A 23,746-nucleotide genomic window follows, 5' to 3' on the forward strand; every position below is an offset into this window, starting at 1 on the left:
ACCGCTTCTTCTTGATTAACGCTGCCTCCGATCTTTTCAAGGCGCAGGCCGGCTTAAACCAGTCCAAAACCCATCCTCGGCCCCTGCCCGCCGGTCGATCGAGTCTCCACCCAAAGTTTCAGCCAAGCATGCTTTGCCTTGCCGTTTCACAATGCTATAGGGCTCTGGATTTTTCTAAAGAGGAAGGGACATCGCTCCCGTTGTCCCGCTAAGCTACGAGGCATATTCATGGCAAAGATCAAGGTCGCCAATCCGGTCGTCGAACTCGACGGCGATGAGATGACCCGCATCATCTGGCAGTTCATCAAGGACAAGCTGATCCATCCCTACCTCGACGTCGATCTTGAGTATTATGACCTCGGCATGGAAAACCGCGACGCCACCGACGACCAGGTGACGATCGATGCAGCCAACGCCATCAAGAAGCACGGCGTCGGCGTCAAGTGCGCCACGATCACCCCGGACGAAGCCCGCGTCGAAGAATTCAAGCTCAAGAAGATGTGGAAGTCGCCGAACGGCACCATCCGCAACATCCTCGGCGGAGTCATCTTCCGCGAGCCGATCATCTGCAAGAACGTGCCTCGTCTGGTTCCGGGCTGGACCAAGCCGATCATCGTCGGCCGTCACGCCTTCGGCGACCAGTACCGCGCCACCGACTTCAAGTTCCCCGGCAAGGGCAAGCTGACGATGAAGTTCGTCGGCGAAGACGGCAAGGAAATCGAATACGACGTCTTCGACGCACCGTCGGCCGGTGTTGCCATGGGCATGTACAACCTCGACGATTCGATCACCGAATTCGCCCGCGCTTCGTTCAACTACGGCATCCAGCGTAAGGTTCCGGTCTACCTCTCGACCAAGAACACCATCCTCAAGGTCTATGACGGCCGCTTCAAGGACATCTTCCAGAAGGTCTTCGAGGAAGAATTCGCCGAGAAGTTCAAGGAACTGAAGATCTGGTACGAACACCGCCTGATCGACGACATGGTCGCTTCGGCGCTGAAGTGGTCCGGCGGCTACGTCTGGGCGTGCAAGAACTACGACGGCGACGTCCAGTCCGACATCGTGGCTCAGGGCTTCGGCTCGCTCGGCCTGATGACCTCGGTTCTGATGACGCCGGACGGCAAGACGGTCGAAGCAGAAGCGGCCCACGGCACCGTGACCCGTCACTACCGCCAGCACGAGAAGGGCGAAGAGACCTCGACCAACTCGATCGCTTCGATCTTCGCCTGGACCCGTGGCCTTGCCCATCGTGCCAAGCTCGACGGCAATGCCGAACTCGCCCGCTTCTCCGAAACACTGGAAAAGGTCTGCGTCGATACCGTCGAAGCCGGCTTCATGACCAAGGACCTGGCGCTCCTGATCGGCCCCGACCAGCCGTGGCTCTCGACCACCGGCTTCCTCGACAAGATCGACGAGAACCTGAAGAAGGCAATGGCTGCCTGATCGGCACACGCCATCGACCCGAATGCGAAACCCGGCCTTGTGCCGGGTTTCTTTTTGGTTGGATAGCCGCAGTTCCAAGAACCTCTGGCGACCCATTCCCTCTGTCATGCTCGGGCTTGACCCGAGCATCCAGGCCAAGCCTCTTGAGCCCAAGGACATCTGTGCGTTGGCGACGGCTCAGGTGGATCCTCGGGGCAAGCCCGAGGATGACGAGAGAAGTCGAGCGGGTCATTTCAGCGGCAGATAGATCTCGCTCAAGAGCTCGGTCGGCGGCACGTCGCGCGGATTGTTGAGATACTTCTCGAACATCAGGCTGTCGCGCACCTCGCGGCCGGATTGCGGCAGCCACGTGCCGTAAAGCCATTGATAGGCCAAGGGCATGTCCGCATAGGGGCCTTTGTGGCGCAGAACGGCATAGCGTCCGCCCTCGAGCGTCTGGGGTGTCAGCGGTGCATCGGCAGGCAGGGTCTCCTTGGCGGTGACGCAGGCAAAGGAGCGCAGCCTGTCCGCCGGCACCAGTTCCGGATCATCCAGATAGATGCCGATCATCTCCATGTCCGGACGATAAAGATTGCGCGAAATCAGTGTGCCGTAGAGCGTCTCGAATGCCTTGCCGATGCCCATATAAGAGCCGGAGTGGGCGACGCCGACGAGATCGAAGCCGTCGATCTCCTTGAGGGTGACTTCATACATATCCGCAATTCCTTCCGATGAAGCGGTTTCGAAGGTTTTGTGGCTGCCCTCCCTCCGATACCGCGCCGGCGGCAGTCCATAGACGGCCTTGAAGGTGCGGTTGAAGGATTGAATATTGGGGTAGCCAGAGCGCTGCGCGATCGCTTCGACAGGAAGATCGGACTGCACGAGATCGGCGGCGGCCTTCTGCAGCCGTAGCCGCTTGACCGTTGCCGCCAACGTCTCGCCGTGGACGGCCCTGTAGATTCGGTGCCAGTGGTGTGGCGACAGGCAGGCGATTTCAGCGAGACGGTCGAGATCCAGCTCCTCGTTGAGATGGCCGTAAATGTAGTCGCTCACCCTGTGCAGCCGTCTTTCGTAGCTTGCCCAGGTCGCCCGCTCGTCCATGTCTAGCCCTTCGCGCTTTGCTCACGGATCGGTAGACCATAGACGACTTTGACAAATCCTGCGGAGTTTTGCGGCGAGCATGCAGAGGGGGCAATCGCAATCACAAAAAAGGACGCCCGAAACCGGCGCCCTTTTCAATTTCACGTTTCTGCGCCTACAGCGCCGCGCATCAAGTATGACGCGCAAATGGCACTGTAACACCTTAAACTTGCTGCATAATTTTATCCTCCAATCGCATCCGATTTGAGGAATTATGCAGTGTCCTTAGCCGGCCAATGCAACGGCAACGGCCTCGATCGCGTCGGCTGCCTTCTCGCCGTCAGGGCCGCCGGCCTGCGCCATATCAGGGCGGCCGCCGCCGCCCTTGCCGCCAAGGGCGGCCGAGGCGATACGCACGAGATCGACTGCGCTGACCTTGGAAGTCAGATCGTCGGTGACAGCCACGACTGCGCTTGCCTTGCCATCGCCGGAAACGCCGACGAAGGCGACGACGCCGGAGCCGAGGCTCTTCTTGCCGTCATCGGCCAGGCTCTTCAGATCCTTTGGTTCGACACCGGAAACGACCTTGCCGAGGAAACGCATGCCGGCGATGTCGCGCGCGGCATCGGTCGATCCGGCCTGACCGCCGCCACCGAGCGCCAGCTTCTTCTTGGCTTCCGTCAGTTCGCGCTCCAGCTTGCGGCGCTCGTCGAGCAGTGCCTCGACGCGGCCGAGCACGTCGCCCGGCTGAACCTTGAGCGTGTTGGCAAGCGTCTTCACCCGCTCGTCCTGCTCGTTGAGATAGGCACGGGCTGCCTCGCCCGTCAGCGCCTCGACGCGGCGCACGCCGGCGCCAACGGCACTTTCGGAAACGACGCGCACCAGACCGATGTCGCCGGTTGCCGAAACGTGGGTGCCGCCGCAGAGTTCGACCGAATAGGCACGGTTGGCCTTGGAGCCGTGAATGCCCTGCCCCATGGACACGACCCGCACTTCGTCACCGTATTTCTCGCCAAAGAGCGCCATGGCGCCTTCGGCAATCGCATCGTCGACGCTCATCAGGCGCGTGGTGACCGGCGTATTCTGAACGATGATCTCGTTTGCCATCTCCTCGACGATCTTCAGCTCCTCGGCCGTCATCGGCTTCGGATGCGATACGTCGAAGCGCAGGCGCTCGGGCGCAACCAGCGAGCCCTTCTGCGCCACATGGGTGCCGAGCACCTCGCGAAGCGCCTCATGCAGCAGATGGGTGGCCGAATGGTTGGCGCGAAGGCGCGAACGGCGGGCATGATCGACTTCGAGCTGGGCCGCGTCGCCGGTCTTGATCGTGCCTTCGGCAACGACGCCGAAATGAACGAACAGGCCCTCGCCGCGCTTCTGCGTGTCGGTCACAACAAGCTTGCCGCCGTCGGTGGTGATCGTCCCCGTATCGCCCATCTGTCCACCCGATTCGCCGTAGAACGGCGTCTGGTTGAGGACGATCTGGACGGTTTCACCCTTGGTGGCCGACTGAGCGACAGCGCCATCGCGCAAGATCGCCTGGACGACGCCTTCGGCAACTTCCGTATCGTAACCGAGGAACTCGGTCGCGCCGTGCTTTTCGCGCAGCTCGAACCAGATGGTTTCGGTTGCCGCTTCGCCGGAGCCTGCCCAATTGGCGCGGGCTTCGGCCTTCTGCCGCTCCATGGCGGTCGTAAAGGCGTCGGTGTCGACGCTGATGCCCTTGGCGCGCAGCGCATCCTGGGTCAGGTCGAGGGGGAAGCCGTAGGTATCGTAGAGCTTGAAGGCGGTTTCGCCATTGAACTGATCGCCTTCGGAAAGGTCGGCCGAGGCTTCGGACAGGAGGTTCAAGCCACGCTCCAGCGTCTTGCGGAAGCGGGTTTCCTCGAGCTTCAGCGTCTCCGAGATCAGCGCCTCGGCGCGCATCAGTTCCGGATAGGCGCGGCCCATCTGGCCGACGAGCGCCGGCAGCAGCTTCCACATCAAGGGATCGCGGGCACCGAGCAGCTGCGCGTGGCGCATGGCGCGGCGCATGATACGGCGCAGCACATAACCACGGCCCTCGTTCGACGGCAGCACGCCATCGGCGATCAGGAAGGCGGACGAACGCAGGTGGTCGGCAATGACGCGATGGCTGGCGCGCTGGTCGCCTTCGGCCTTGACGCCGGTTGCTTCTTCAGACGCGGCAATCAATGCGCGGAAGAGATCGATTTCGTAGTTGTCGTGCTGGCCCTGCAGCACGGCTGCCAGGCGCTCGAGGCCCATGCCGGTGTCGATCGACGGACGCGGCAGGTTGACGCGCTCTTCCTTGGTGATCTGCTCGTACTGCATGAAGACGAGGTTCCAGATCTCGATGAAGCGGTCGCCGTCCTCATCGGCAGAACCAGGAGGCCCGCCCCAGATCTTGTCGCCGTGGTCGTAAAAGATTTCCGAGCAAGGACCGCAAGGGCCGGTATCGCCCATGGCCCAGAAATTGTCGCTGGTCGGGATGCGGATGATGCGGTCGTCGGAAAGGCCGGCGATCTTTTTCCAAAGGCCAAAGGCTTCGTCGTCGGTGTGATAGACCGTGACCAGCAGGCGCTTGGCGTCGAGGCCATATTCCCTGGTGATCAGGTTCCAGGCAAGCTCGATAGCGTTTTCCTTGAAGTAATCGCCAAAGGAGAAATTGCCGAGCATCTCGAAGAAGGTGTGGTGGCGCGCGGTGTAGCCGACATTGTCGAGGTCGTTGTGCTTGCCGCCGGCGCGCACGCATTTCTGCGCCGTCACGGCCGTCGAATAGGGACGCTGCTCAAGCCCGGTGAAGACGTTCTTGAACTGGACCATGCCGGCATTGGTGAACATCAGCGTCGGGTCGTTGCGCGGTACCAACGGGCTCGACGACACCACCTCATGACCATTCCTGCGGAAATAGTCGAGAAACGTCGACCGGATTTCATTCACGCCGCTCATCTTGCGTCCTATCTGTGCACCAATTCAGGCCCAGGCCCCGGCATCTGCCGCGCCACTCGCCGTTATCCTTCGACCCCGCGGCCATCGCTGACGGCTGCGCCCTCCAACGCCCTCGGTCGCCGGAACCACAGGCTTTTATCGTTCGCGTATCATGCTGTCCAGACGGCAGCAAAAAACCGGCCGCCGATGAAGGCGACCGGTTTTGAAAGCTTGAAGCTCGGCTCGCTGCTTATGCTTCGGCAGCGTCGTCGCCGTCGTCGGGTTCCGGACCACCATTCTCGAGGAACCGGTCGGCGATCAGGCCGGCGTTCTGACGCAGAGCCGTCTCGATCTCGCGCGACAGGTCCGGATTGTCCCTGAGGAACGACTTGGCGTTCTCGCGACCCTGGCCGAGGCGCTGGCTGTTATAGGAGAACCAGGCACCGGACTTCTCGACGATACCAGCCTTGACGCCGAGATCGACGAGTTCGCCGGTCTTCGAGACGCCTTCGCCATACATGATGTCGAATTCGACCTGCTTGAAGGGAGGCGCCATCTTGTTCTTGACGACCTTGACGCGCGTCTGGTTGCCGACGACTTCTTCGCGCTCCTTGACGGAACCGATACGGCGGATGTCGAGGCGAACGGAGGCGTAGAACTTCAGCGCATTGCCGCCCGTCGTCGTTTCCGGCGAACCGAACATGACGCCGATCTTCATGCGGATCTGGTTGATGAAGACCACCATGCAGTTCGACTTCGAGATCGAGGCGGTCAACTTGCGCAGCGCCTGGCTCATCAGACGGGCCTGCATGCCCGGCAGGCTGTCGCCCATTTCGCCTTCGATTTCGGCGCGCGGCACGAGCGCTGCGACGGAGTCGATGACGAGAACGTCGATCGCCCCGGAGCGTACCAGCGTATCGGTGATTTCGAGCGCCTGTTCGCCGGTATCGGGCTGCGAGATCAGCAGGTTTTCGAGATCGACGCCCAGCTTGCGCGCATAAACCGGGTCGAGTGCGTGTTCGGCGTCGACGAAGGCGCAGATGCCGCCCTTCTTCTGTGCTTCTGCGATGGTCTGCAGCGCCAGCGTCGTCTTGCCCGAGCTTTCCGGACCATAGATTTCGACGATGCGGCCCTTCGGCAAGCCACCAATGCCGAGTGCGATGTCCAGGCTGAGAGAGCCGGTCGAAACCGTCTCGATCTCGATGATGCTGTCCTTCCCACCGAGCTTCATGATCGATCCCTTGCCGAACGACCGTTCGATCTGGGAAAGTGCCGCTTCAAGTGCCTTGCTTTTATCCACCGATTTGTCCTCTACGAGCCGCAAAGAGTTTTGTGCCATTTGGTCCACCTTTAGGTTATTGAAGCTACCGAGGCAATGAAGCCGCCGCACGAGTTTTTGTACATGTTTTGTTCCGTTTTTGCAAGAGCAGGACAAGACATTGAAAAATAGGAATTATTCGGATTGTGTTCGATTCATGTTCACGCTTTGCTGCGTAATTTTTTTGGCAGCGCCAGGCGCACCCTGAGACGATGAACCCTCCCGATCCGATTCGGCCGATAGACAGCAGAGGAACATTCATGAAGGAAGGCGAAATCGCCGTCTTCGGCGGCGCTCATATCGATCGGCGCGGCCGCATCTCGGGCACGACCGCACCCGGTTCGAGCAACCCCGGCACCTGGTTCGAAGAGGCAGGTGGCGGCGGCTTCAACGCTGCGCGCAACCTGGCACGACTGGGTCATAGCGTCCGGATGATCAGCACGCGCGGTGGTGACGCTGCTGGCGACATCGTGACGGCGGCCGCAGCGGCTGCCGGCGTCATCGACAATCCCCTCACCTTTCTCGACCGCCAGACGCCGAGCTACACTGCGATCATTGAAAATGACGGCAACCTGGTGATCGCCCTTGCCGACATGGATCTCTACCGGATGTTCTCGCCGCGCCAGTTGCAGCGGCGCGCATTGCGCGATGCCATCGCCGACAGCCGGCTGGTGCTGACCGATGCGAACCTGCCCGAAGAAACCATCGCCGCCCTCGTAGCGGCGGCGTCGACGGATGGGCGCATTGTCGCCGGTATCGCCGTATCGCCGGCAAAGGTGATCCGATTCCAGCCGAGCCTGGTCAGGCTCAGCTTCCTGTTCATGAACGAGGCCGAGGCGCGGGCGCTCACCGGCAAGGATGCGGCGGATGCTGAGGGTTGGCCGCCGCTTTTGCGCGCCGCCGGGCTCAATGGCGGCGTCGTTACCCGAGGCGGCAGAGCGGTCGTCGCCTTCGATCGCGAAACCGTCTGCGTCGCGACGCCGCCGGCCCTGCCGGAGCTCGCCGATGTTACCGGCGCCGGCGATGCCCTGGCATCAGGCTTCCTCACCGCCCGTCTTGCCGGCCATGATCTGTCGGAATGCCTGCGGCGCGGCATTGCCGCCGCCGGCATTACGCTTCGCTCTCCCTTGGCCGCCTCGGAACAAATGTCGCAGGCCAACCTCGAACAGGCACTGGCCCTTGTGCCGGCACCTCAAATGCTGGCATGAACGCCGCCAGCCGAACTCCCAAGGAAAAACCATGACCAAACCCGCTTCCCCCTTCCTGCCGATGGAATATTCCGACGAGGTTGCAGCCGCCAAGGCACGCGGCGCGCCGATCGTGGCACTGGAATCGACGATCATCACCCATGGCATGCCCTATCCGGGCAACCTCAACATGGCCCGCAGCGTCGAAGCGATCATCCGCGACCAGGGTGCCGTTCCGGCGACGATCGCCGTCATTCACGGCGTTCTGCATATCGGCCTTGACGATGCGAAGCTGGAAGAGCTGGCCAAGACCGAAGGCGCGATGAAGGTATCGCGCGCCGATCTCGCCTTTGCCATCGCCGAGCGCCGCACCGGCGCGACGACCGTTGCCGCCACCATGATCGCCGCTGCCCGCGCCGGCATCCGCGTCTTTGCGACCGGCGGCATCGGCGGCGTGCACCGCGGCGCCGAGCTGAGCTTCGACATCTCCGCCGACCTCGACGAACTGGCACGCACGGCCGTCATCGTCGTTTGCGCCGGCGCGAAAGCCATCCTCGACATTCCGAAGACGCTCGAGGTCCTCGAAACCCGCGGCGTGCCTGTTGTGACCTATGACAGCGACGTGTTCCCGGCCTTCTGGTCGCGCGATTCGGGCCTCAAGAGCCCGCTGATGCTCAACAGCCCAGCGGCAATCGCCAACTTCCAGAACATGCGCGAACTGCTCGGCGTCGATGGCGGCATGCTGATCGCGAACCCGGTTCCGGCCGAAAGCGAGATCGCGCGCGAGGAGATGGAAATCTACATCGGCCGCGCGCTCGACAACGCCGAACGCGATGAGATTTCCGGCAAGGAGGTCACCCCGTACCTGCTCGACAACCTCTTCCACATGACCGAGGGCCGCAGCCTCGAAACCAACATAGCGCTGGTCGAGAACAATGCCCGCCTCGCCGGCGAAATCGCTGTGGCGCTGACCGCGAAGTAGTCGACTGACATTAAGATCATAAGAGAAAAGCCCGGCGCGAAAGCGTCGGGCTTTTTGTTGGACTGCAATTCTTGGCGAGCGCCGAAATGCGCGCCGCGATTTCTCAGATTCGCTCAATGCACTGCGCAGTTTCGCGCACGCCTCAGGAGTCCAGCATCTCGCGCACGGCCACGGCCAGTTGCTTCAGCGAGAACGGTTTCGGAAGGAAGCCGAATTTGGCGTCGGCAGGAAGATTGCGGGCGAAGGCATCTTCCGCGTAACCCGAGACGAAGATGAACTTCAGGTCCGGGTACTTCTTGCGCAGCTCCGTCAAGAGTGTCGGCCCGTCCATTTCCGGCATCACCACGTCCGAAACGACGATATCGACGGCGCCATCGAGCTCCTCCATGATCTCGAGTGCTTCGACGCCAGAGCCTGCCTCGTGCACGGTATAGCCGCGGGTCTCGAGCATGCGCTTGCCGCCGCGGCGGACCGCTTCTTCGTCCTCTACCAGGAGGACGACGGCTGAATCACCGGTGAGATCGGTCGGTTCCTCGGTCTTGGCGACTGGCTTGGCGACAGCTTCAGCCGGCGGCAGCGTCACCGCCCCATTGGATGCGCCCTGCGTCGGTTCACCCGCGGCTTCCGGAATGTCGATATGGCGCGGCAGCAGGATGCGGAAGGTGGTTCCCTTGCCGACTTCGGATTCCGGATAGATGTAGCCGCCGGATTGCTTGACGATGCCGTAGACCATCGAAAGACCAAGGCCCGTGCCCTTGCCGACTTCCTTGGTGGTGAAGAAGGGCTCGAAGATCTTGTCGAGAATTTCTGGCGGAATACCGGTTCCCTGGTCGGAAACCTCCACCATGACGAAATCTTCCTCCGGCAGTTCGCGCCGGCCAATGGCCGCGATTTCCGTTGCCGGCAGATTGCGCGTGCGAAGCGTGATGATGCCGCCTGACGGCATGGCATCGCGCGCATTGACGGCAAGGTTGAGCAGCACCTGCTCGAACTGGCCGAGATCCGTGCGCACCGGCCAGAGATCGCGCCCGTAGTCGACTTCGACCTTGACGTTGGTCCCGGTCATGCGATCGACGAGCATGCGCAGGTCGCCGATCACGTCGGTCATGCTCAGCACTGTCGGCCGCATGGTCTGCTTGCGCGAGAAGGCGAGCAACTGCCTGACGAGCACCGCCGCACGATTGGCGTTGCGCTTGATCTCCATCAGATCGGCAAAGCTCGCATCGGCCGGTCGCGCCGACAAAAGCAGGTGGTCGGAGGACAGCAGGATCGCCGTCAGCACGTTGTTGAAATCGTGCGCGATGCCGCCCGCAAGCGTGCCGACCGCATTCATCTTCTGCGTCTGCGCCATCTGGTTTTCGAGCGCCTTCTGCTCGGTAATCTCCAGCGCGTAGATGATCGCTGCCTCTTCCGGAGCCTGATCGCTCTGGTCGATGACGGCATTGATATAGAAGCGGAAATGCCGCTCGCCATCGGCCGGGTGCAAGGCGTCGATCGGCGCGATATCGCCCTGGCGATCCTTGGCGGCGGCAAGCGCCTCATGCAGACGGCCCTTTTCCGTCGGATGCACCACCGTTTCGATCAGCGCGCCACGCTCGACATCGTCCTGGGAGACAAGGCCGGAAAACAGCTTGAGGAACGGCGCATTGGTGCGAAGGATGCGACCGTTGCCGTCGACCGAGGCGATGGCCATCGGCGTATTGTTGAAGAAGCGGGTGAAGCGCATCGCAGCGCTCGACGCCGACTGATCCTCGTCCTCGCCGCCGTCGCGCGACATGACGATGGTCCGGCTTTCGCCGGGCGCGCCATCGCGTGCCGACGACACGCGGTGCACCATGCGCACCGGCAGGCTCTGGCCGTTGGACTTGCGCAGATCGAGATCCAGCACCTTGGTCTTCTTCAGGCCTGGCTCCGCCTGCACCGATTGCACCAGCGTCAACCCCTCGCCGGCGACAAGATCGCCGATGCTCATGGAGCCCGGCTGGAATTTTGTCAGGTCGATGCCCAGCCAATCCGCAAGGGTAGCGTTGATGTAGAAGATCTCGCCCTTGCGCCCGGCGGAGAAGAAGCCGGCCGGAGCATGGTCGAGATAATCGATGGCGTTCTGCAGTTCCTTGAAGAACCGCTCCTGGTCGTCACGTTCGGCGGTGATGTCGGCAATCTGCCAGAGATAGAGCGGGTTGCGGTCACTATCTTCGAGCGGCAACACCCGGGCCTTCAAGCGAAACCAGTGGGCACCAGAGCCGCTGGACGCAGCACCGGTCGCCAGCGGCTTCAACAGCCGAAACTCCTCGTGCCCCTGCTTGCCTTCGTGCAGACCGTTGGTGAGGCGGTAGATCGCTTCGGTCGCCTCGCGGTTTCGCGACAGGATCGTTTCGAGCGACTGGATGCCGGCAGAATTCTTCGCGCCGGTCAGCGCGCCGTAGGCGGCGTTGGCGTAAATGATGCGGCCCTTGCGGTCGGTGACGATCGTGCCGTCTTCATGGGCGTCGAGAAAGGCGCGCGCCAGTTCGTCCGGCCGCGATTGCGGCATCACCTCGATGAAGCCGATGACCGACGAGACGAGGAAGAAGATGCCGACCATGGCAAGAACGCCAAGGATGCCGAGCACGATCTCGTTGTCCAACTCGTTCTTGAAGATCACGAAGGCGATCGCAGAGACGGTCAGAACGATCGCAAGCAGGACGATCCGCATGACGGTTCCCGGCCTGACGCCACGGTCAACAACCGGCATCTGGTAGTCACCTGACTGCCGCATTTTCGTCATCGGGTCCTCATCTGCCGCCAATACCGCCCGGCACATAGCCGATACGGTCCGGCGCTCCGGCCGGCATCCGCGCAATCCGCCAGGTGAAATCGGCCAATCCCGACACGCCCTCGATCATTCGGATAGGAATCATCTTTAACGATCAGAGATAACAGCAAAAAGCACCTGTGCGGAAGCGCAGCGGTCAATTCACAGGGAATGTCGGCGAAGTGCTTGTCCAAGCCCGAAAAAAGCCGTCAAATACTGCCACTCGAAAGGCTTTAAGGAGTTCAGCCTATGATGGAAACGATCGTCGGAGACAACGGTAGCCGATTCATTATCGCCGCCGGCGCCGTTGCGATCGGGCTTCTGTGCCTCGTGGCCGTGCTCTGGATCATGCGCAACAGGCCGTCGTCGCCCTTCATTCGCGGCGGCAAGAACAGGCAGCCTCGCCTCGCTGTGCTCGATGCGGCCGCTGTCGACACACGCCGTCGCCTGGTGCTCGTGCGTCGCGACGACGTCGAACACCTGATCATGATCGGCGGACCTACGGATATCGTCATCGAAAGCCGGATTGCACCGATCGATGAGAGCGCCTCAGCGAACGACGGTCCGGCAGTCATCGAGCGCAAGCCGATCGAGCAGCCGGTTGCCAGCGGCAATGGAACAGAGACAAGGGCAGCAGCGCCGGTGCAGTTGCGCCCTGTCGTACAGCCGGAGATGGCCGTCGCCGCGCCAGTGCGTCCGGCGGCGATACCGCAGGAGCAGCCGGTTGCGCGTGTCGAGCCGGCCCCGGCGGTTCGCCCGATTGTCGAACAGCGCCCGGCTCCTGTGATGGCCCCCGTGATGGCCATTGAGCCGCGTCCGGTCGAAAGGGTTGCGCCACAGGCGCCCGAGATCGTTGCCCCTGTCAATACGGCCGAGAAGGTCGAGGGCATCTTCGATGCCGCCCGCAGCCGCGTGCTGCCGACCCAGCCGCCAGTGCAGGAACAGCGTCCTGCAGCCGTTGCCCAATCGCAGCCCGTTGCCCAAAGCGCGCTTTCGGACTTCGAACGTATCCTCGACGCCGAAATCAGCGGTGACCTGCAGCGGCTGACGCCGGCTGCGGCGGCCGCACGTCCGGAAAATCGCGCGCCTGTGGCCGCTGCCGCCCGCCATGAGCCGATGCTCGGCGCACCGATCGACGATGTCCGCAAGGAGCCGACGATCGAGGAAGAGATGAACCGCATGCTCGCCGACATCTCCGCCGGCCGTAAGCCTTGACACATTCGGCGTCATTTCACCACGGAACAAACATTCAGCAAAAAGAAAAAGGCGCGGTCAACCCGCGCCTTTTTCTCAAGACTGATCCGGAAATCGGACCCTTATTCGTCCCTATAGACCTTTTCCCGACGCTCGTGGCGCTCCTGCGCCTCGATCGAGAGCGTTGCGATCGGTCGGGCGTCCAGACGCTTCAAGCCGATCGGCTCTCCCGTTTCCTCGCAATAGCCGTAGGTCCCTTCATCGAGCCGCTGTAGCGCCGCATCGATTTTCGAGATCAACTTCCGCTGACGGTCGCGGGCTCTCAGTTCAATCGCCCGGTCTGTTTCGGAAGAGGCCCTGTCGGCGAGATCGGGATGATTGGCGCTCTCCTCGGCCAAGTGATCCAGTGTCTCGCGTGCCTCGCGAAGGATGTCGTTTCTCCAAGCATTCAGCTTGGCCCGGAAATAGGCCCGGTGGGTGGCATTCATGAATTCCTCGTCCTCCGAGAGGACAAAGGTACTAAGATCGATCTTCTCACTCAACGCGATTCTCCTGAAGAACATCTCATTGCGGCGGTGTATAGCCCCATGGAAGCCGCGATTCAAGCCTCGGATTAGACACTCAACCGTATTTTAACAATGCTTGCAATTCAGGCTAACTGGCGAATATTTCATCAAAATTACAGATGAGATCTTAGTCGTAGAGATGATCACCTACCCGGCGCCAAGAAGACCGGTCGTAACTTGGATGTTCTGCCGCCAGCGCGACGCCGCCCTTTTGCCGGGATTGGTGCGCCCGGCGGCAACCGGGCAATCCCCTGAAAAAAGCGGTTCACAGCTTGATCTTTGCATCATCGACGGGAAAAGGTGGTGATCCGCCGCGAGACGCGCAAGACCCCGATCCGGCGATACTTTATCCCGTCGCGACCCGCGGCCGGCAGCTACCGGAATTCAATATATGCAAGACAGTGCCGCCAGGCCCTTCCGTCTCTTCCTTCTGCGTCATGCCCGCTCCGGTTGGGCCTTGCCCGGTCAACGTGATTTCGATCGCGCGCTCGACGACGTAGGATATGCCGAGGCGGAACTGATCGCGCAGATGGCTGCCGATCGCGGCATCCGGCCGGAGCTGATCTTGTGCTCGACGGCGGTCCGCTGTCGCCAGACCGCGGAACCCTTCTTCCGATCCGTCAGCGAAGACATCCAGATCCGCTATGTCGATGCGCTCTATACCGGCCCGGCAAGCGTCTATACCGATATCATCGATGCAAACAGGCATCTGAATTCGTTGATGATCGTCGGACACAATCCGATGATTGACGAACTCTTCCGCCGCTTTGCCGGGAACGAGGCGGCGACCGACGCCCTTCCGCATGGTTATCCGCCGGCAGCCCTTGCGATCCTTGACTTACAGGGAGGCCCAGGCGGCGCCGCAACGGCCACGCTGGTGTCGCTGATCCTGCCAACCAGGGAACCGAAATGACATGCCATTGTTGCGGTGCGGGAAATATTTCCTATATCGCCAAGGCAAACAGGACCTGCCGCACGTCTGGCAGACATTCGCATGAACGAAAGCGGCAAGGTCCGCGAGGGATAGCACGACTTGGCGCCAAATCTGACCAGCTTCAAAGACGACGCCCTGATTGCATTCGACAATCTCACCGATCGTGCATCGGGCCTCGTCAATCCCTCTATCCGGCTGGGCGTCACCGGGCTTTCGAGAGCCGGAAAGACCGTCTTCATCTCGTCGCTGGTCCACAATCTCCTCAACGGCGGACGGCTGCCGGTGTTCGAGCCGGTGCGCTCCGGCCGCGTCTCGAAGATAAGGCTTGAACCCCAGCCGGACGACGCCGTGCCGCGCTTTCAGTACGAGGATCACATTGCCGCCCTGGTGCGCGATCGTATCTGGCCGGATTCGACCCGCGCGATCTCGCAGCTTCGCATTACCCTCGATTTCGAGAGCGCCAGCGGCTGGAACAGGCTGTTCTCGGCCGGCCGGCTGTCGCTCGATATCGTCGATTATCCCGGTGAATGGTTACTTGATCTGCCGCTACTCGCACAGGATTTCAAGCAGTTCAGCGACAATTCGGTTGCCCGCGCCCGTGCTCCGGGCCGCGCCAACCGGTCGGCGGATTGGCTGACGCTTGCCTCATCTGCGGGACCAACGGCGATCGCCGATGAAAGCAGCGCGCGCCGGCTCGCCGAAAGCTTCACCGCCTACCTCAAAGCCTGCAAGGCGGACGCGAGCTCGCCCTCGACCCTGCCGCCCGGTCGCTTCCTGATGCCGGGCGATCTCGAGGGCTCACCTGCCCTGACCTTCTCGCCACTGCCCGACCTGCCCGAGGGCCGTGCGCCGAAAGGTTCGCTCTGGGCGATGATGGAGCGCCGCTACGAAGCCTACAAGAAGCACGTCGTCGGCCCGTTCTTCCGCGAGCATTTTGCTCGGCTCGACCGTCAGATCGTGTTGGTGGATGCGCTACAGGCGATCAATGGCGGGCCGGAAGCGCTGCTCGATCTGGAGCAGGCGCTGGCCGACGTGCTCGCCTGCTTCCGTCCCGGCACGAACAGCTGGCTCTCGTCTTTCCTGACCCGACGGATCGACAAGGTGCTGATCGCCGCGACGAAGGCGGACCATCTGCACCACGAAAGCCACGATCGGTTGGAGCGCATCACGGCGCGTCTCGTCAGCCGGGCAGCCGCCCGCATCGGCATGAGCGGTGCGGGGCTCGAGGTCATGGCGATCGCCTCGGTCCGGGCGACACGCGAGGCCACGGTCGACCATGGAGGGCATACGCTTCCGGTTATCGTCGGAACACCGATCGCTGGCGAGAAGATCAACGGCGAGACCTTCGACGGTGAAGGGAAAACAGCGATATTTCCCGGTGACTTGCCGGATGATCCTGAAGTTTTTTTTAGGGCGCTTGATGCCGATGCGTCGGCGAAAAAATTCGGCGACGTGCACCCGATGCCCGAGCTCAGTTTCGTGCGCTTCCGGCCGCCGCATCTTGAAGAGACGGGCGGCGGATTGAAGCTGTCGGTGCCGCATATCCGGCTCGATCGGGCGATGCAGTTCCTGTTCGGAGACCGGTTGGCATGAGTGACGATTTCAACAGCCGTGGCCGAAAGCCCGGTGCTTTTTCGGTGAACCCGGATCCGGAGCAGAAGCCGGCGGAAAGCGACCGCCCCCGCCGCGCCCCGGCGAGCTTCGACGACAAGGTGGTGATGACCCCCGACACGGAGGATCCCTTCCGGGAAACGACGCTTGGCGTCGAAAGCCTCGCTTTGCCGGAGGCAAACCCGCGCAGGCGTCGCCTGTCCGTCGGCAAGATCGCCATGGGGGCATTCGGCATTCTCCTCTCGCTGGCGACGGGTCTTTGGGTCGACCGCCTCATCCGCGACCTGTTTTCCCGCGCCGACTGGCTCGGCTATGCCGCAATGGGTATCGTTGCCATCGGGCTCCTGGCACTGCTGGTAGTCATTGGCCGCGAGCTTTCAGGCATGATGCAACTGACTGCCGTCCAGAGCTTGAAGACGGAAACGGAGAATGCCGCCGCTTCCGGCAATACCAAGCTGGCACGGTCCGCTTCGGAAAAACTCGTCCATCTTCTCGCCACCAATCCGCGCACGGCACGCGGTCGTACGCGCCTTAAGGAAACCGAAGGCGAAATCATCGATGGCCCGCATCTGCTTGACCTGACGGAGCGCGAATTGTTGACGCCGCTCGATCGCGAGGCCCGGCGCATCATTCTCGCCGCTTCCAAGCGCGTGTCGATCGTCACCGCCGTCAGCCCCCGCGCGCTCGTCGATCTCGGCTATGTGCTTTATGAATCCGCTCGCATGATCCGCGCGATGGCCGAGCTTTATGGCGGCCGCCCCGGTACGCTCGGCATGATCAGGCTGATGCGCGACGTTATCGCCCATCTCGCTGTCACCGGCTCGATCGCCGCCGGTGACAGCCTCATCCAGCAGGTGCTTGGCCACGGCTTGGCGTCAAAACTCTCGGCCCGGCTCGGCGAAGGCGTAATCAATGGACTGATGGCCGCCCGCATCGGCATCGCTGCCATGGACCTTTGCCGACCGATGCCTTTCAGAGCACTGAAACGTCCCGGGATCGGCGACTTTCTTTCGGACCTCGCGCCCGGTGCCGGTCGCGCGGCTAGTCAGAACGGCGACGTCTAGAAACGACTGCATGTTTCCTAAAACCTACCCGACTTAAGGATGAAAACATGCAGAAATTCAAAGTGCTTCAGCGACCTTTGCGCGTCTGAAAAGACGCGCGGCCTGTAGAACTAGATGCCCGCATACCACTCATAGCCCAAGTCTTCCCAGAAGCCGCCGCGTCCACGACCGAACGTCGAAAGATCCGCAACGACCTCGATGGCACTGATGTACTTCGCCATCTTGTAGCCGAGCTGCCGCTCGATGCGCACTCGAAGCGGCGCGCCATTGGCGACCGGAAGTGACCGTCCGTTCAATCCATAGGCAAGGATCGTCTGCGGATGGCGCGCATCGATGAGGTCGATCGATTCGTAGTAGGCCGTCGGTCCGGAAAGCCCGAGACCCATGCGATCGAAGCAATGGAAGACGACATAACGCGCTTCCGGTCTGATCTTGGCTTCATCAAGTACCTTGGCTAGCGGAACGCCCGACCATTTGGCGATGCAACTCCAGCCCTCGACACAGTCGTGGCGGGTGATCTGTGTCCGCGACGGCATGTTGCGCAATTCGGCCAATGTCAGGCTGAGCGGCTTTTCGACCAAACCGGTGACGCCGAGGCGGTATCCGGAAAAATCCTGCTGGAGGGCGATATACTCCGGGTCGGTCGGATCGGTCGAGCCGTTCGGCCGTTGTCCCTGGCGGATTTCGCTTTCGGCGAACTCAGGCGCCAGCCGGTCCGCGTCCATCAATAGCCGCTGTACCCGATAAGTCAGGCTGTTCGCCGATGCCAGGACATCACGGACCGGGCTTCTGTTTTGCAGGATTCCATCGAATGCATCACAACCTGCAAGAGGCAACGTCGAGGCGGCAATGCCGGCGGCGGTCAAAAAGCGCCTGCGATTGATCAGAAGCCGCGTCATTGCCCTGCCTCCTTGCGCTGCGCCTCGCTATCGATGCGGTAACGCCCTGTTATCATCGAGCGCAATTCGTTGATCGGCCCGGCGGCAAAAACCATGAAGATGTGTATGGCGAAGAAGCCCACGAGCAAAAGCATGACGACGAAGTGGATCGTGCGTGCCGTCTGTCGACCGGCAAAGACGTCGATCAACCATGGCCAGGCCGCGTCCATGCCCGGCGACATCGTCAGCCCCGTCAGGATCATCAACGGAAAAAAGACGAGCAAAACAGCGGCATAGGAGAGTTTCTGCAAGCCATTGTAGCTGCGGCCGTGATCGAATCGGAACCGCACGTGGTTGACGAAACTTCGTGGCAGGCCGCTGATATCGGAGGCCGATGGCAGGATGTCGCGCCACAGGTGCCCGTTGATCAGGCTCGCAACCAACCAGACAAGAAAGACGGTCGCAAAAAGCCACGCGAAGAAGAAATGTATCACCCGGCCCGTCGCCAGGTCTTGATAAGAAGGCACCGTTAGCCAGGCTGGAAATGCCCTGTAGTCACGCCGGTCTGCGGCGCCGCTGACCCCGAGAACACCCGTCGTGTCGACCCCCCGGCCGAGCAGCGTCGTCACGCCCCTGACCTCTCCATCTTGCGTCCGGGCGGCGCTGATGGACAGCACGCCGTTGTCGAAGGCAAAGCCCGATTGCTGCCCAAGATAAAGCGTCGGGTGGGCGTTGAAGATCTGCAGGCCACTCAGGAGCAGGAAGAACAATGCCAGTGCCCACAGCCAATGGGTCAGCCGCGTGGCAAGTCCGTGGCGGCGGATTATGAGTGCCTGCGAGATGTCCGTTTCCGGGGTGGTGCTGTTGATCGCCGCTGCCATCATGAAACCTCCGCGTTTCAAGTGGATACGTACGCCGTTGCGATAGAGTTTCATAAACACGTCTGCGCGCATCGTAGCACATGACGGTGAGGCCGCCGTGACTGCCTTGCAGCCATCCGATCTGCGGCGCACAGAGCGCATCACCGACACAAAGAAGCCTTGATATCAGCCCGAAAGAAACCGTCCATTAACCATTTGCGCGCAAATGTGGCTCCTAGTTTCGGACGTTGACCCATCAAGGATCGTTTATGTTCTCGCGCCCTTCTTTGATCGCTCGCGGCGCTGCCGCCTTCGCGCTCGCAGCAACCGTCGGCGTTGCTACGCCAGCCATTTCCGGTGGCAAGGACAAGGCTTTCTTCGAGAAAGTCTCCGGCCAGTGGAAGGGCCCCGGCGAGATCGTCGCCGGGAAATACAAGGGCACCAAGTTCACCTGCGATCTCGCCGGCGAACCGGTTGCCGGCAATGATGCCGGCATCAAGCTCGACGGCTTCTGCCGCGTCGGCGTGTTCAAGCAACCGATGTCGGCGCTGATCACCCAGAAGGGCGGCAGCTACACCGGAAAATTTCTCGACGGCGCTGATGGCAAGGGTCTCGACGTAGTCTCCGGCAACGTCGCCAAGGACAAGGTCGTCGTCGGCATCAACCGCAAGAAGCTGAACGGCGCGATGATCGCCCGGCTCCAGAACGACTCGACCATGAACATCACCATCTCGGTGAAGGTCGAGGATACAATGGTGCCGGTGATCGGCGTCAGTCTCAACCGCCAGCTCGACAACATCGCCGTCGGCTCGATCAAGTAGACGACAGTCCAGATTGCGGAGAAAAGCCCCGGCCAAACGCTGGGGCTTTTCTTTTTGTGCTACTCGAACTCAGGCCCCTGCCCGCCACCATCCCCTGTCTTCGTCCACCACCTCGATGCCGGTGACGTCGGCATCCGCCAGCCAGTCTTCGACCCGCCGTCCGTTCACACGCATGCCGGAGGCAAAGTCCGCAAGCGGCATCAGGACGAAACCGCGCGCAGTCATGCGCGGATGTGGTAGCTCCAGCTTGGTCTCGGTCTGGGACAGGTCGCCGAAGGTGAGGACATCGATGTCGATCGTGCGCGGGCCCCAGCGTTCGTCGCGCACCCGCTTCATCTGCCGCTCGATATCAAGGCAGGCGTCCAGCAATGTCTCCGGGCCGAGCAACGTTTCGACTTCGGCGCAGGCGTTGAAGAACCAGTCCTGATCGGTCTTGCCCCAGGGTGGTGTCCGATACAGACGCGAAACGGCCCGAACCGCGCAATCCGGCCTGGCATCGAGCATCTGCAATGCATCTGCCATGGCCCTTCTCGGCTCGCCCAGGTTTCCGCCAAGTCCCAAAGTTGCGATATGCCCGCTCATCTCAGGCGACGTGCTCGACCGTGACTTCGACATAATCGAGAATTCCGGGAACCGGTGCATTCGGCTTGCGGACGGAGACCTTGGCACGCCGGACCTGCGGAAAACGCACGCACAGGGTCTTTGCGACCTCGAGCGCCAGCGCCTCGATCAGATAGCGCCGCCGACCGGTGACGATGCGCTCGATTTCGGTAAAGGCGATGCCGTAATGCACGGTGTCGTCGATCGAATCATCGACCAGCGCCGAGCCTTGCTCCACTTCAAGCTCCGCATCGACGAAAAACCGTTGCCCGAGGAATTCTTCCTCGTCGAGAACGCCATGGCGCGCAAAGAAGGCACAGTTTTTCAGGGTGATCGTATAGGTCGCGCTCATGGTTTTCCGTCCCGTCAGCTCTTCTTTGCACCCAGCATAGCATCCGCCACCATCAGCGCATCCCTGCTGTTTGCGACATCATGTACGCGGAAAATGGCCGCACCCGCCATGCGTAGCAGGGCCGTGGTCGCCGCGGTGGCGGCATCGCGGTCCGCCGGCTCTCGTTCGGTGACAGCACCAAGGAACCGCTTGCGTGACGTGCCGACCAGAAAAGGCAGCTCGAAACGGTGCAATTCGGTAAACCGCGCCATCAGTTCGAGGTTCTCTTCCGTGTCCTTGGCAAAGCCGAAGCCCGGATCAAGCACGATCCGTTCGCGTTCGATGCCGGCTTCTGCCGCGATCTGCAGCGAGCGGTCTAGGAAATGGAACTGGTCGTCCACCACATCGGCAAGCTTCTGGCGATCGCGGCCTGTGTGCATGATGCAGAGCCCGGCGCCCGTCTGCGCAGCAACCCGCGCGATATCCGGTTCGCGCTGAAGGCCGTGCACGTCGTTGATGATGTGGGCGCCAGCGTCGACGGCAAGCCGTGCGGTCTCTGCCCTATAGGTATCGACTGAAATGAGCGCATCGGTGTCGCGCGCCAATGCCGCGATGACCGGAAAGATCCGGTTCTGTTCCTCTTTGGCACTCACGGGCGCTGCGTCCGGTCTGGTCGATTCACCGCCAACATCGAGGATCAGGGCGCCGTCGTCGATGCAGCGCTTGCCCTGGACAACGGCTGCTGCCGTATCCGTGAAACGACCGCCATCGGAGAAAGAGTCGGGGGTAACATTGATGATCGCCATCAAAACGCCACGCGGCCCCAGTTCGAGACTACGGCCATGCGCCAGCTTCCAATGAAAATTTTGAAATGGATTGTAAGTCATTTCCCCTCACGATGCGCCGCAGACAACCATTTCGATTTGCTGTTGCACCCACGCTGGCTATGCCCCAAGCTTGATTGAAGTTCAACTAAAGAGAACTACGCATTGATGTCTCGAGTACGCGTTCCGTTCAAAGCCGCCCTTCTTGCCCTTCTGGTTGCCATGCCCTTGGGCTCTGCGTCCGGCGAAACGGTGATAAACAAGAGCTTTTCCTATTTCTCGATCGGCGGCCGCACGGCGGCGGACCTCGACAAAGCTCTGTCCAAAGCCGGGCCGATGATGAAATCGACGGGCGCGCGCCATCCGGGCGCGACGCGGATCAAGTTTGGCGGCACGATCACCTACGTCAATCGCGGCGGACGCTGCGCGGTCGGCGTCGCCCGCGTCACGCTCAGCACGCGCATCATCCTGCCGCGCTGGAAATATCGCAAGCAGGCCAGCCGCGACCTCGCTCTGGTCTGGGATACGTTGTCGAGCGATATCAAGCGGCACGAGGAACGCCACGCCGAGATCGCCCGCAACCACGCCCGCGAGATGGAGAAGATGTTTCTGGCCCTGAGGCCGCAGGCGGACTGCGAACAGATGCAAGAAAGCGTCACACGCGCCAGTACCGAAGCGATCGCCGCTCACGACAAGGACCAGGCCCGGTTCGACCGGACGGAGGCGGCCAATTTCGACAAGCGCATAATCCGATTGCTGCAATACCGGCTGGATGCGCTGAAGAAAACGCAGCGCTAGACAGGTCGCTGTTCAACGGTCACGACCGACATAAGCATAGCCGGAATATACTTTGAGGCGACCTGTTCAACGAGTGCGCACCCACAGTATTTTATTGGTGAAATCTAGCGATAGCTACAGCTGAGCGACTCGCTTATATTCAGAATATGGAACGTGGGGGCGAATTGAAATCCAACCCTCCGTTGTCGAAAGGAATTTGGCGGACCATCATGGTCTTGCACGACGTATAAATATTGCCGTTACTTGAGTTCAGCAGTGTCGTTTCGTTTCTTTAAGCGCAAAGCTCGACGACGCAGCAAATACAGGTTCTCCTGGCGTGTCTTCATGCAGCAGATGTTCCCTCCCTCATCTGCGTGCGATGCGCCCTCCTAGCCTCGCTCGTCACACGACCAGCGAGGCGCTTTTTTGGCAAACATGACATCAATAGATCGATAGACTGAAGATGGGCGCCAACGGCCAGCGATCAGGCCTGGCGTTCGGGCACGTGCACGACGAGCCCGTCCAGCGCATCGCTGACCTTGATCTGACAGGAAAGCCGCGAGGTCGGACGGACATCATAGGCGAAATCCAGCATGTCCTCTTCCATCGCTTCCGGAGCGCCGACGACAGCCGTCCAGGCATCGTCGACATAGACATGACAGGTGGCACAGGCACAGGCCCCGCCACACTCCGCTTCGACACCCGGAACCGAATTGCGAACGGCGTTCTCCATGACGGTCGAGCCGTTCTCGACATCGAGTTCGTGGCGCGTGCCATCAAAGGCAACGATCGTAAGTTTTGTCATGTCACTTTCCGGAATAAGCTGATGGGACTGGCCGATTGCGCAAAGCCGCGCGGGGCGGCGGGCGCGAATTCAGGGAAAGTTCTTCCAACAATTCGGCCATCCAGTCAACAACAGCCGGCAGTTGCATCGCGGACGCGGCGTTTCAGCGCGGGCCGCGATGCACCTTTGTGGCTCGCTGCAATCAGCGGCAGAGCTTCAGGATAAACAGTTCAGCCTCAAGCACGCTCTCTGCAAGAACGTCGGGCAAAGCCGCATCGGTCGGACGCTGTTCGATCGCGCCGGCCGCAGCAGCGACGTCGACGGCGCCGACAGCGAGTGCGGCCCCCTTCAACTGATGGGCCGCCTGGGCACGTCCATTCACGTCGCCATCGGTGATTTCCTTCATCACCTTGCGTGCCTGACGGGCGAACAATTGCAGCACTTCGATTTCGAGCGCCTTGTCTCCCATTGTCTGCGCGGCAAGGTGGGCAAAATCGATGGGCTTCTTGCCGGAAAGAGAAGAGCTACCCGGAGTGTCGGGAGCTTCGAAGGCAATTCTGAGGGCCGCCATGAGCCAATTTCCCTATTGTTTGTATGCTGTTGGTCTTTATCCGACGCCGTCCCGCGACATTCGCGGTCCAATTGCCATGGGCGGCACGGACACCGTGACCGACGACGCCTGTTCACCAAGCTTCGTCGCCGGACGATCGCTACGGTTTGCGAGCTACCATCCTCCACGGGCGGGCGCTGCTATCGGCTTAAAACGGGGCGCAATATAGGCAGGAATCTGG

General features: G+C 61.4%; 21 protein-coding genes. 9 read left to right on the plus strand and 12 right to left on the minus strand.

From position 1 onward, the window contains the following. Positions 1 to 228 precede the first annotated feature (228 nt). On the plus strand, positions 229 to 1,443 hold the full coding sequence (locus tag ASD52_RS29160; protein WP_025427173.1) for an NADP-dependent isocitrate dehydrogenase: 1,215 nt from the start codon (positions 229 to 231) through the stop codon (positions 1,441 to 1,443). A 228-nt stretch (positions 1,444 to 1,671) separates the two neighbouring features. Here the strand turns inward: ASD52_RS29160 and ASD52_RS29165 are convergent, their stop codons facing one another. From ASD52_RS29165 to recA, 3 genes are all read right to left on the minus strand, one after another. After that, the gene (locus tag ASD52_RS29165; protein ID WP_025427174.1) at positions 1,672 to 2,523 is read right to left on the minus strand and encodes an AraC family transcriptional regulator; all 852 of its coding nucleotides are present in this window, start codon (positions 2,521 to 2,523) and stop codon (positions 1,672 to 1,674) included. Positions 2,524 to 2,787: 264 nt separating this feature from the next. Continuing rightward, positions 2,788 to 5,451, minus strand: coding sequence for an alanine--tRNA ligase (alaS, locus tag ASD52_RS29170; RefSeq protein WP_025427175.1), 2,664 nt, complete (start codon positions 5,449 to 5,451; stop codon positions 2,788 to 2,790). Positions 5,452 to 5,680: 229 nt separating this feature from the next. Further along, entirely contained in the window at positions 5,681 to 6,769 is a 1,089-nt protein-coding gene (recA, locus tag ASD52_RS29175) for a recombinase RecA (protein WP_025427176.1), read from the minus strand. Positions 6,770 to 7,008: 239 nt separating this feature from the next. Between recA and ASD52_RS29180 the strand changes: the two genes are divergently transcribed. After that, complete coding sequence (locus tag ASD52_RS29180) at positions 7,009 to 7,956, plus strand: carbohydrate kinase family protein (protein ID WP_057208681.1); 948 nt, start codon at positions 7,009 to 7,011, stop codon at positions 7,954 to 7,956. Between the two features lie 31 nt (positions 7,957 to 7,987). Continuing rightward, a complete protein-coding gene (locus ASD52_RS29185; RefSeq protein WP_025427178.1) occupies positions 7,988 to 8,917 on the plus strand; it encodes a pseudouridine-5'-phosphate glycosidase in 930 nt (309 codons plus the stop codon). 142 nt (positions 8,918 to 9,059) lie between these two features. Here ASD52_RS29185 and ASD52_RS29190 read toward each other — a convergent pair whose 3' ends face one another. Next, positions 9,060 to 11,684, minus strand: coding sequence for a PAS domain-containing sensor histidine kinase (locus tag ASD52_RS29190; protein ID WP_025427179.1), 2,625 nt, complete (start codon positions 11,682 to 11,684; stop codon positions 9,060 to 9,062). Between the two features lie 276 nt (positions 11,685 to 11,960). On the opposite strand from ASD52_RS29190, the gene ASD52_RS29195 reads away from it, so the two are divergent. Further along, a complete protein-coding gene (locus ASD52_RS29195; protein WP_057208683.1) occupies positions 11,961 to 12,926 on the plus strand; it encodes a flagellar biosynthetic protein FliO in 966 nt (321 codons plus the stop codon). A gap of 101 nt (positions 12,927 to 13,027) precedes the next feature. Here the strand turns inward: ASD52_RS29195 and dksA are convergent, their stop codons facing one another. Then, on the minus strand, positions 13,028 to 13,447 hold the full coding sequence (gene dksA / locus ASD52_RS29200) for an RNA polymerase-binding protein DksA (protein ID WP_025427181.1): 420 nt from the start codon (positions 13,445 to 13,447) through the stop codon (positions 13,028 to 13,030). 415 nt (positions 13,448 to 13,862) lie between these two features. On the opposite strand from dksA, the gene ASD52_RS29205 reads away from it, so the two are divergent. The 3 genes from ASD52_RS29205 (at position 13,863) to ASD52_RS29215 (ending at position 17,080) form a co-directional block, all read left to right on the plus strand. After that, on the plus strand, positions 13,863 to 14,384 hold the full coding sequence (locus ASD52_RS29205) for a histidine phosphatase family protein (protein WP_057208685.1): 522 nt from the start codon (positions 13,863 to 13,865) through the stop codon (positions 14,382 to 14,384). A gap of 120 nt (positions 14,385 to 14,504) precedes the next feature. After that, a complete protein-coding gene (locus ASD52_RS29210) occupies positions 14,505 to 15,998 on the plus strand; it encodes a YcjX family protein (protein ID WP_025427183.1) in 1,494 nt (497 codons plus the stop codon). Then, a complete protein-coding gene (locus ASD52_RS29215; protein ID WP_057214322.1) occupies positions 15,995 to 17,080 on the plus strand; it encodes a TIGR01620 family protein in 1,086 nt (361 codons plus the stop codon). The genes ASD52_RS29210 and ASD52_RS29215 overlap by 4 nt, the downstream gene beginning before the upstream one ends. Positions 17,081 to 17,190: 110 nt before the next feature. Here the strand turns inward: ASD52_RS29215 and ASD52_RS29220 are convergent, their stop codons facing one another. After that, complete coding sequence (locus tag ASD52_RS29220) at positions 17,191 to 17,979, minus strand: molybdopterin-binding protein (RefSeq protein WP_025427185.1); 789 nt, start codon at positions 17,977 to 17,979, stop codon at positions 17,191 to 17,193. Further along, positions 17,976 to 18,839 carry a cytochrome b/b6 domain-containing protein gene (locus ASD52_RS29225; RefSeq protein WP_162250506.1) on the minus strand — a complete coding sequence of 288 codons (864 nt, stop codon included), beginning with the start codon at positions 18,837 to 18,839 and terminating at the stop codon, positions 17,976 to 17,978. Before ASD52_RS29225 ends, ASD52_RS29220 begins: the two co-directional genes overlap by 4 nt. 248 nt (positions 18,840 to 19,087) lie before the next feature. On the opposite strand from ASD52_RS29225, the gene ASD52_RS29230 reads away from it, so the two are divergent. Then, complete coding sequence (locus ASD52_RS29230) at positions 19,088 to 19,639, plus strand: hypothetical protein (RefSeq protein WP_025427187.1); 552 nt, start codon at positions 19,088 to 19,090, stop codon at positions 19,637 to 19,639. Between the two features lie 69 nt (positions 19,640 to 19,708). Here the strand turns inward: ASD52_RS29230 and folK are convergent, their stop codons facing one another. From folK to folP, 3 genes are read right to left on the minus strand one after another with little or no spacing between them, the layout of a single operon-like run. Next, positions 19,709 to 20,221: a 2-amino-4-hydroxy-6-hydroxymethyldihydropteridine diphosphokinase gene (gene folK / locus ASD52_RS29235; protein WP_057214319.1), complete on the minus strand. Its 513-nt coding sequence runs from the start codon at positions 20,219 to 20,221 to the stop codon at positions 19,709 to 19,711. Position 20,222: 1 nt separating this feature from the next. Continuing rightward, complete coding sequence (gene folB / locus ASD52_RS29240) at positions 20,223 to 20,591, minus strand: dihydroneopterin aldolase (protein ID WP_025427189.1); 369 nt, start codon at positions 20,589 to 20,591, stop codon at positions 20,223 to 20,225. 14 nt (positions 20,592 to 20,605) lie between these two features. Continuing rightward, positions 20,606 to 21,457, minus strand: a complete 852-nt coding sequence (gene folP, locus ASD52_RS29245) for a dihydropteroate synthase (protein WP_025427190.1) — start codon at positions 21,455 to 21,457, stop codon at positions 20,606 to 20,608. 105 nt (positions 21,458 to 21,562) lie between these two features. On the opposite strand from folP, the gene ASD52_RS29250 reads away from it, so the two are divergent. Then, a complete protein-coding gene (locus ASD52_RS29250; RefSeq protein ID WP_025427191.1) occupies positions 21,563 to 22,192 on the plus strand; it encodes a DUF922 domain-containing protein in 630 nt (209 codons plus the stop codon). A gap of 463 nt (positions 22,193 to 22,655) precedes the next feature. Here ASD52_RS29250 and ASD52_RS29255 read toward each other — a convergent pair whose 3' ends face one another. Next, the gene (locus tag ASD52_RS29255) at positions 22,656 to 22,976 is read right to left on the minus strand and encodes a 2Fe-2S iron-sulfur cluster-binding protein (RefSeq protein WP_025427192.1); all 321 of its coding nucleotides are present in this window, start codon (positions 22,974 to 22,976) and stop codon (positions 22,656 to 22,658) included. Between the two features lie 181 nt (positions 22,977 to 23,157). Then, complete coding sequence (locus ASD52_RS29260) at positions 23,158 to 23,526, minus strand: Hpt domain-containing protein (protein ID WP_025427193.1); 369 nt, start codon at positions 23,524 to 23,526, stop codon at positions 23,158 to 23,160. Between the last annotated feature and the right edge of the window lie 220 nt (positions 23,527 to 23,746).

The organism is Ensifer sp. Root142, from assembly GCF_001426785.1.
Classification (GTDB): Bacteria; Pseudomonadota; Alphaproteobacteria; order Rhizobiales; family Rhizobiaceae; genus Ensifer; species Ensifer canadensis.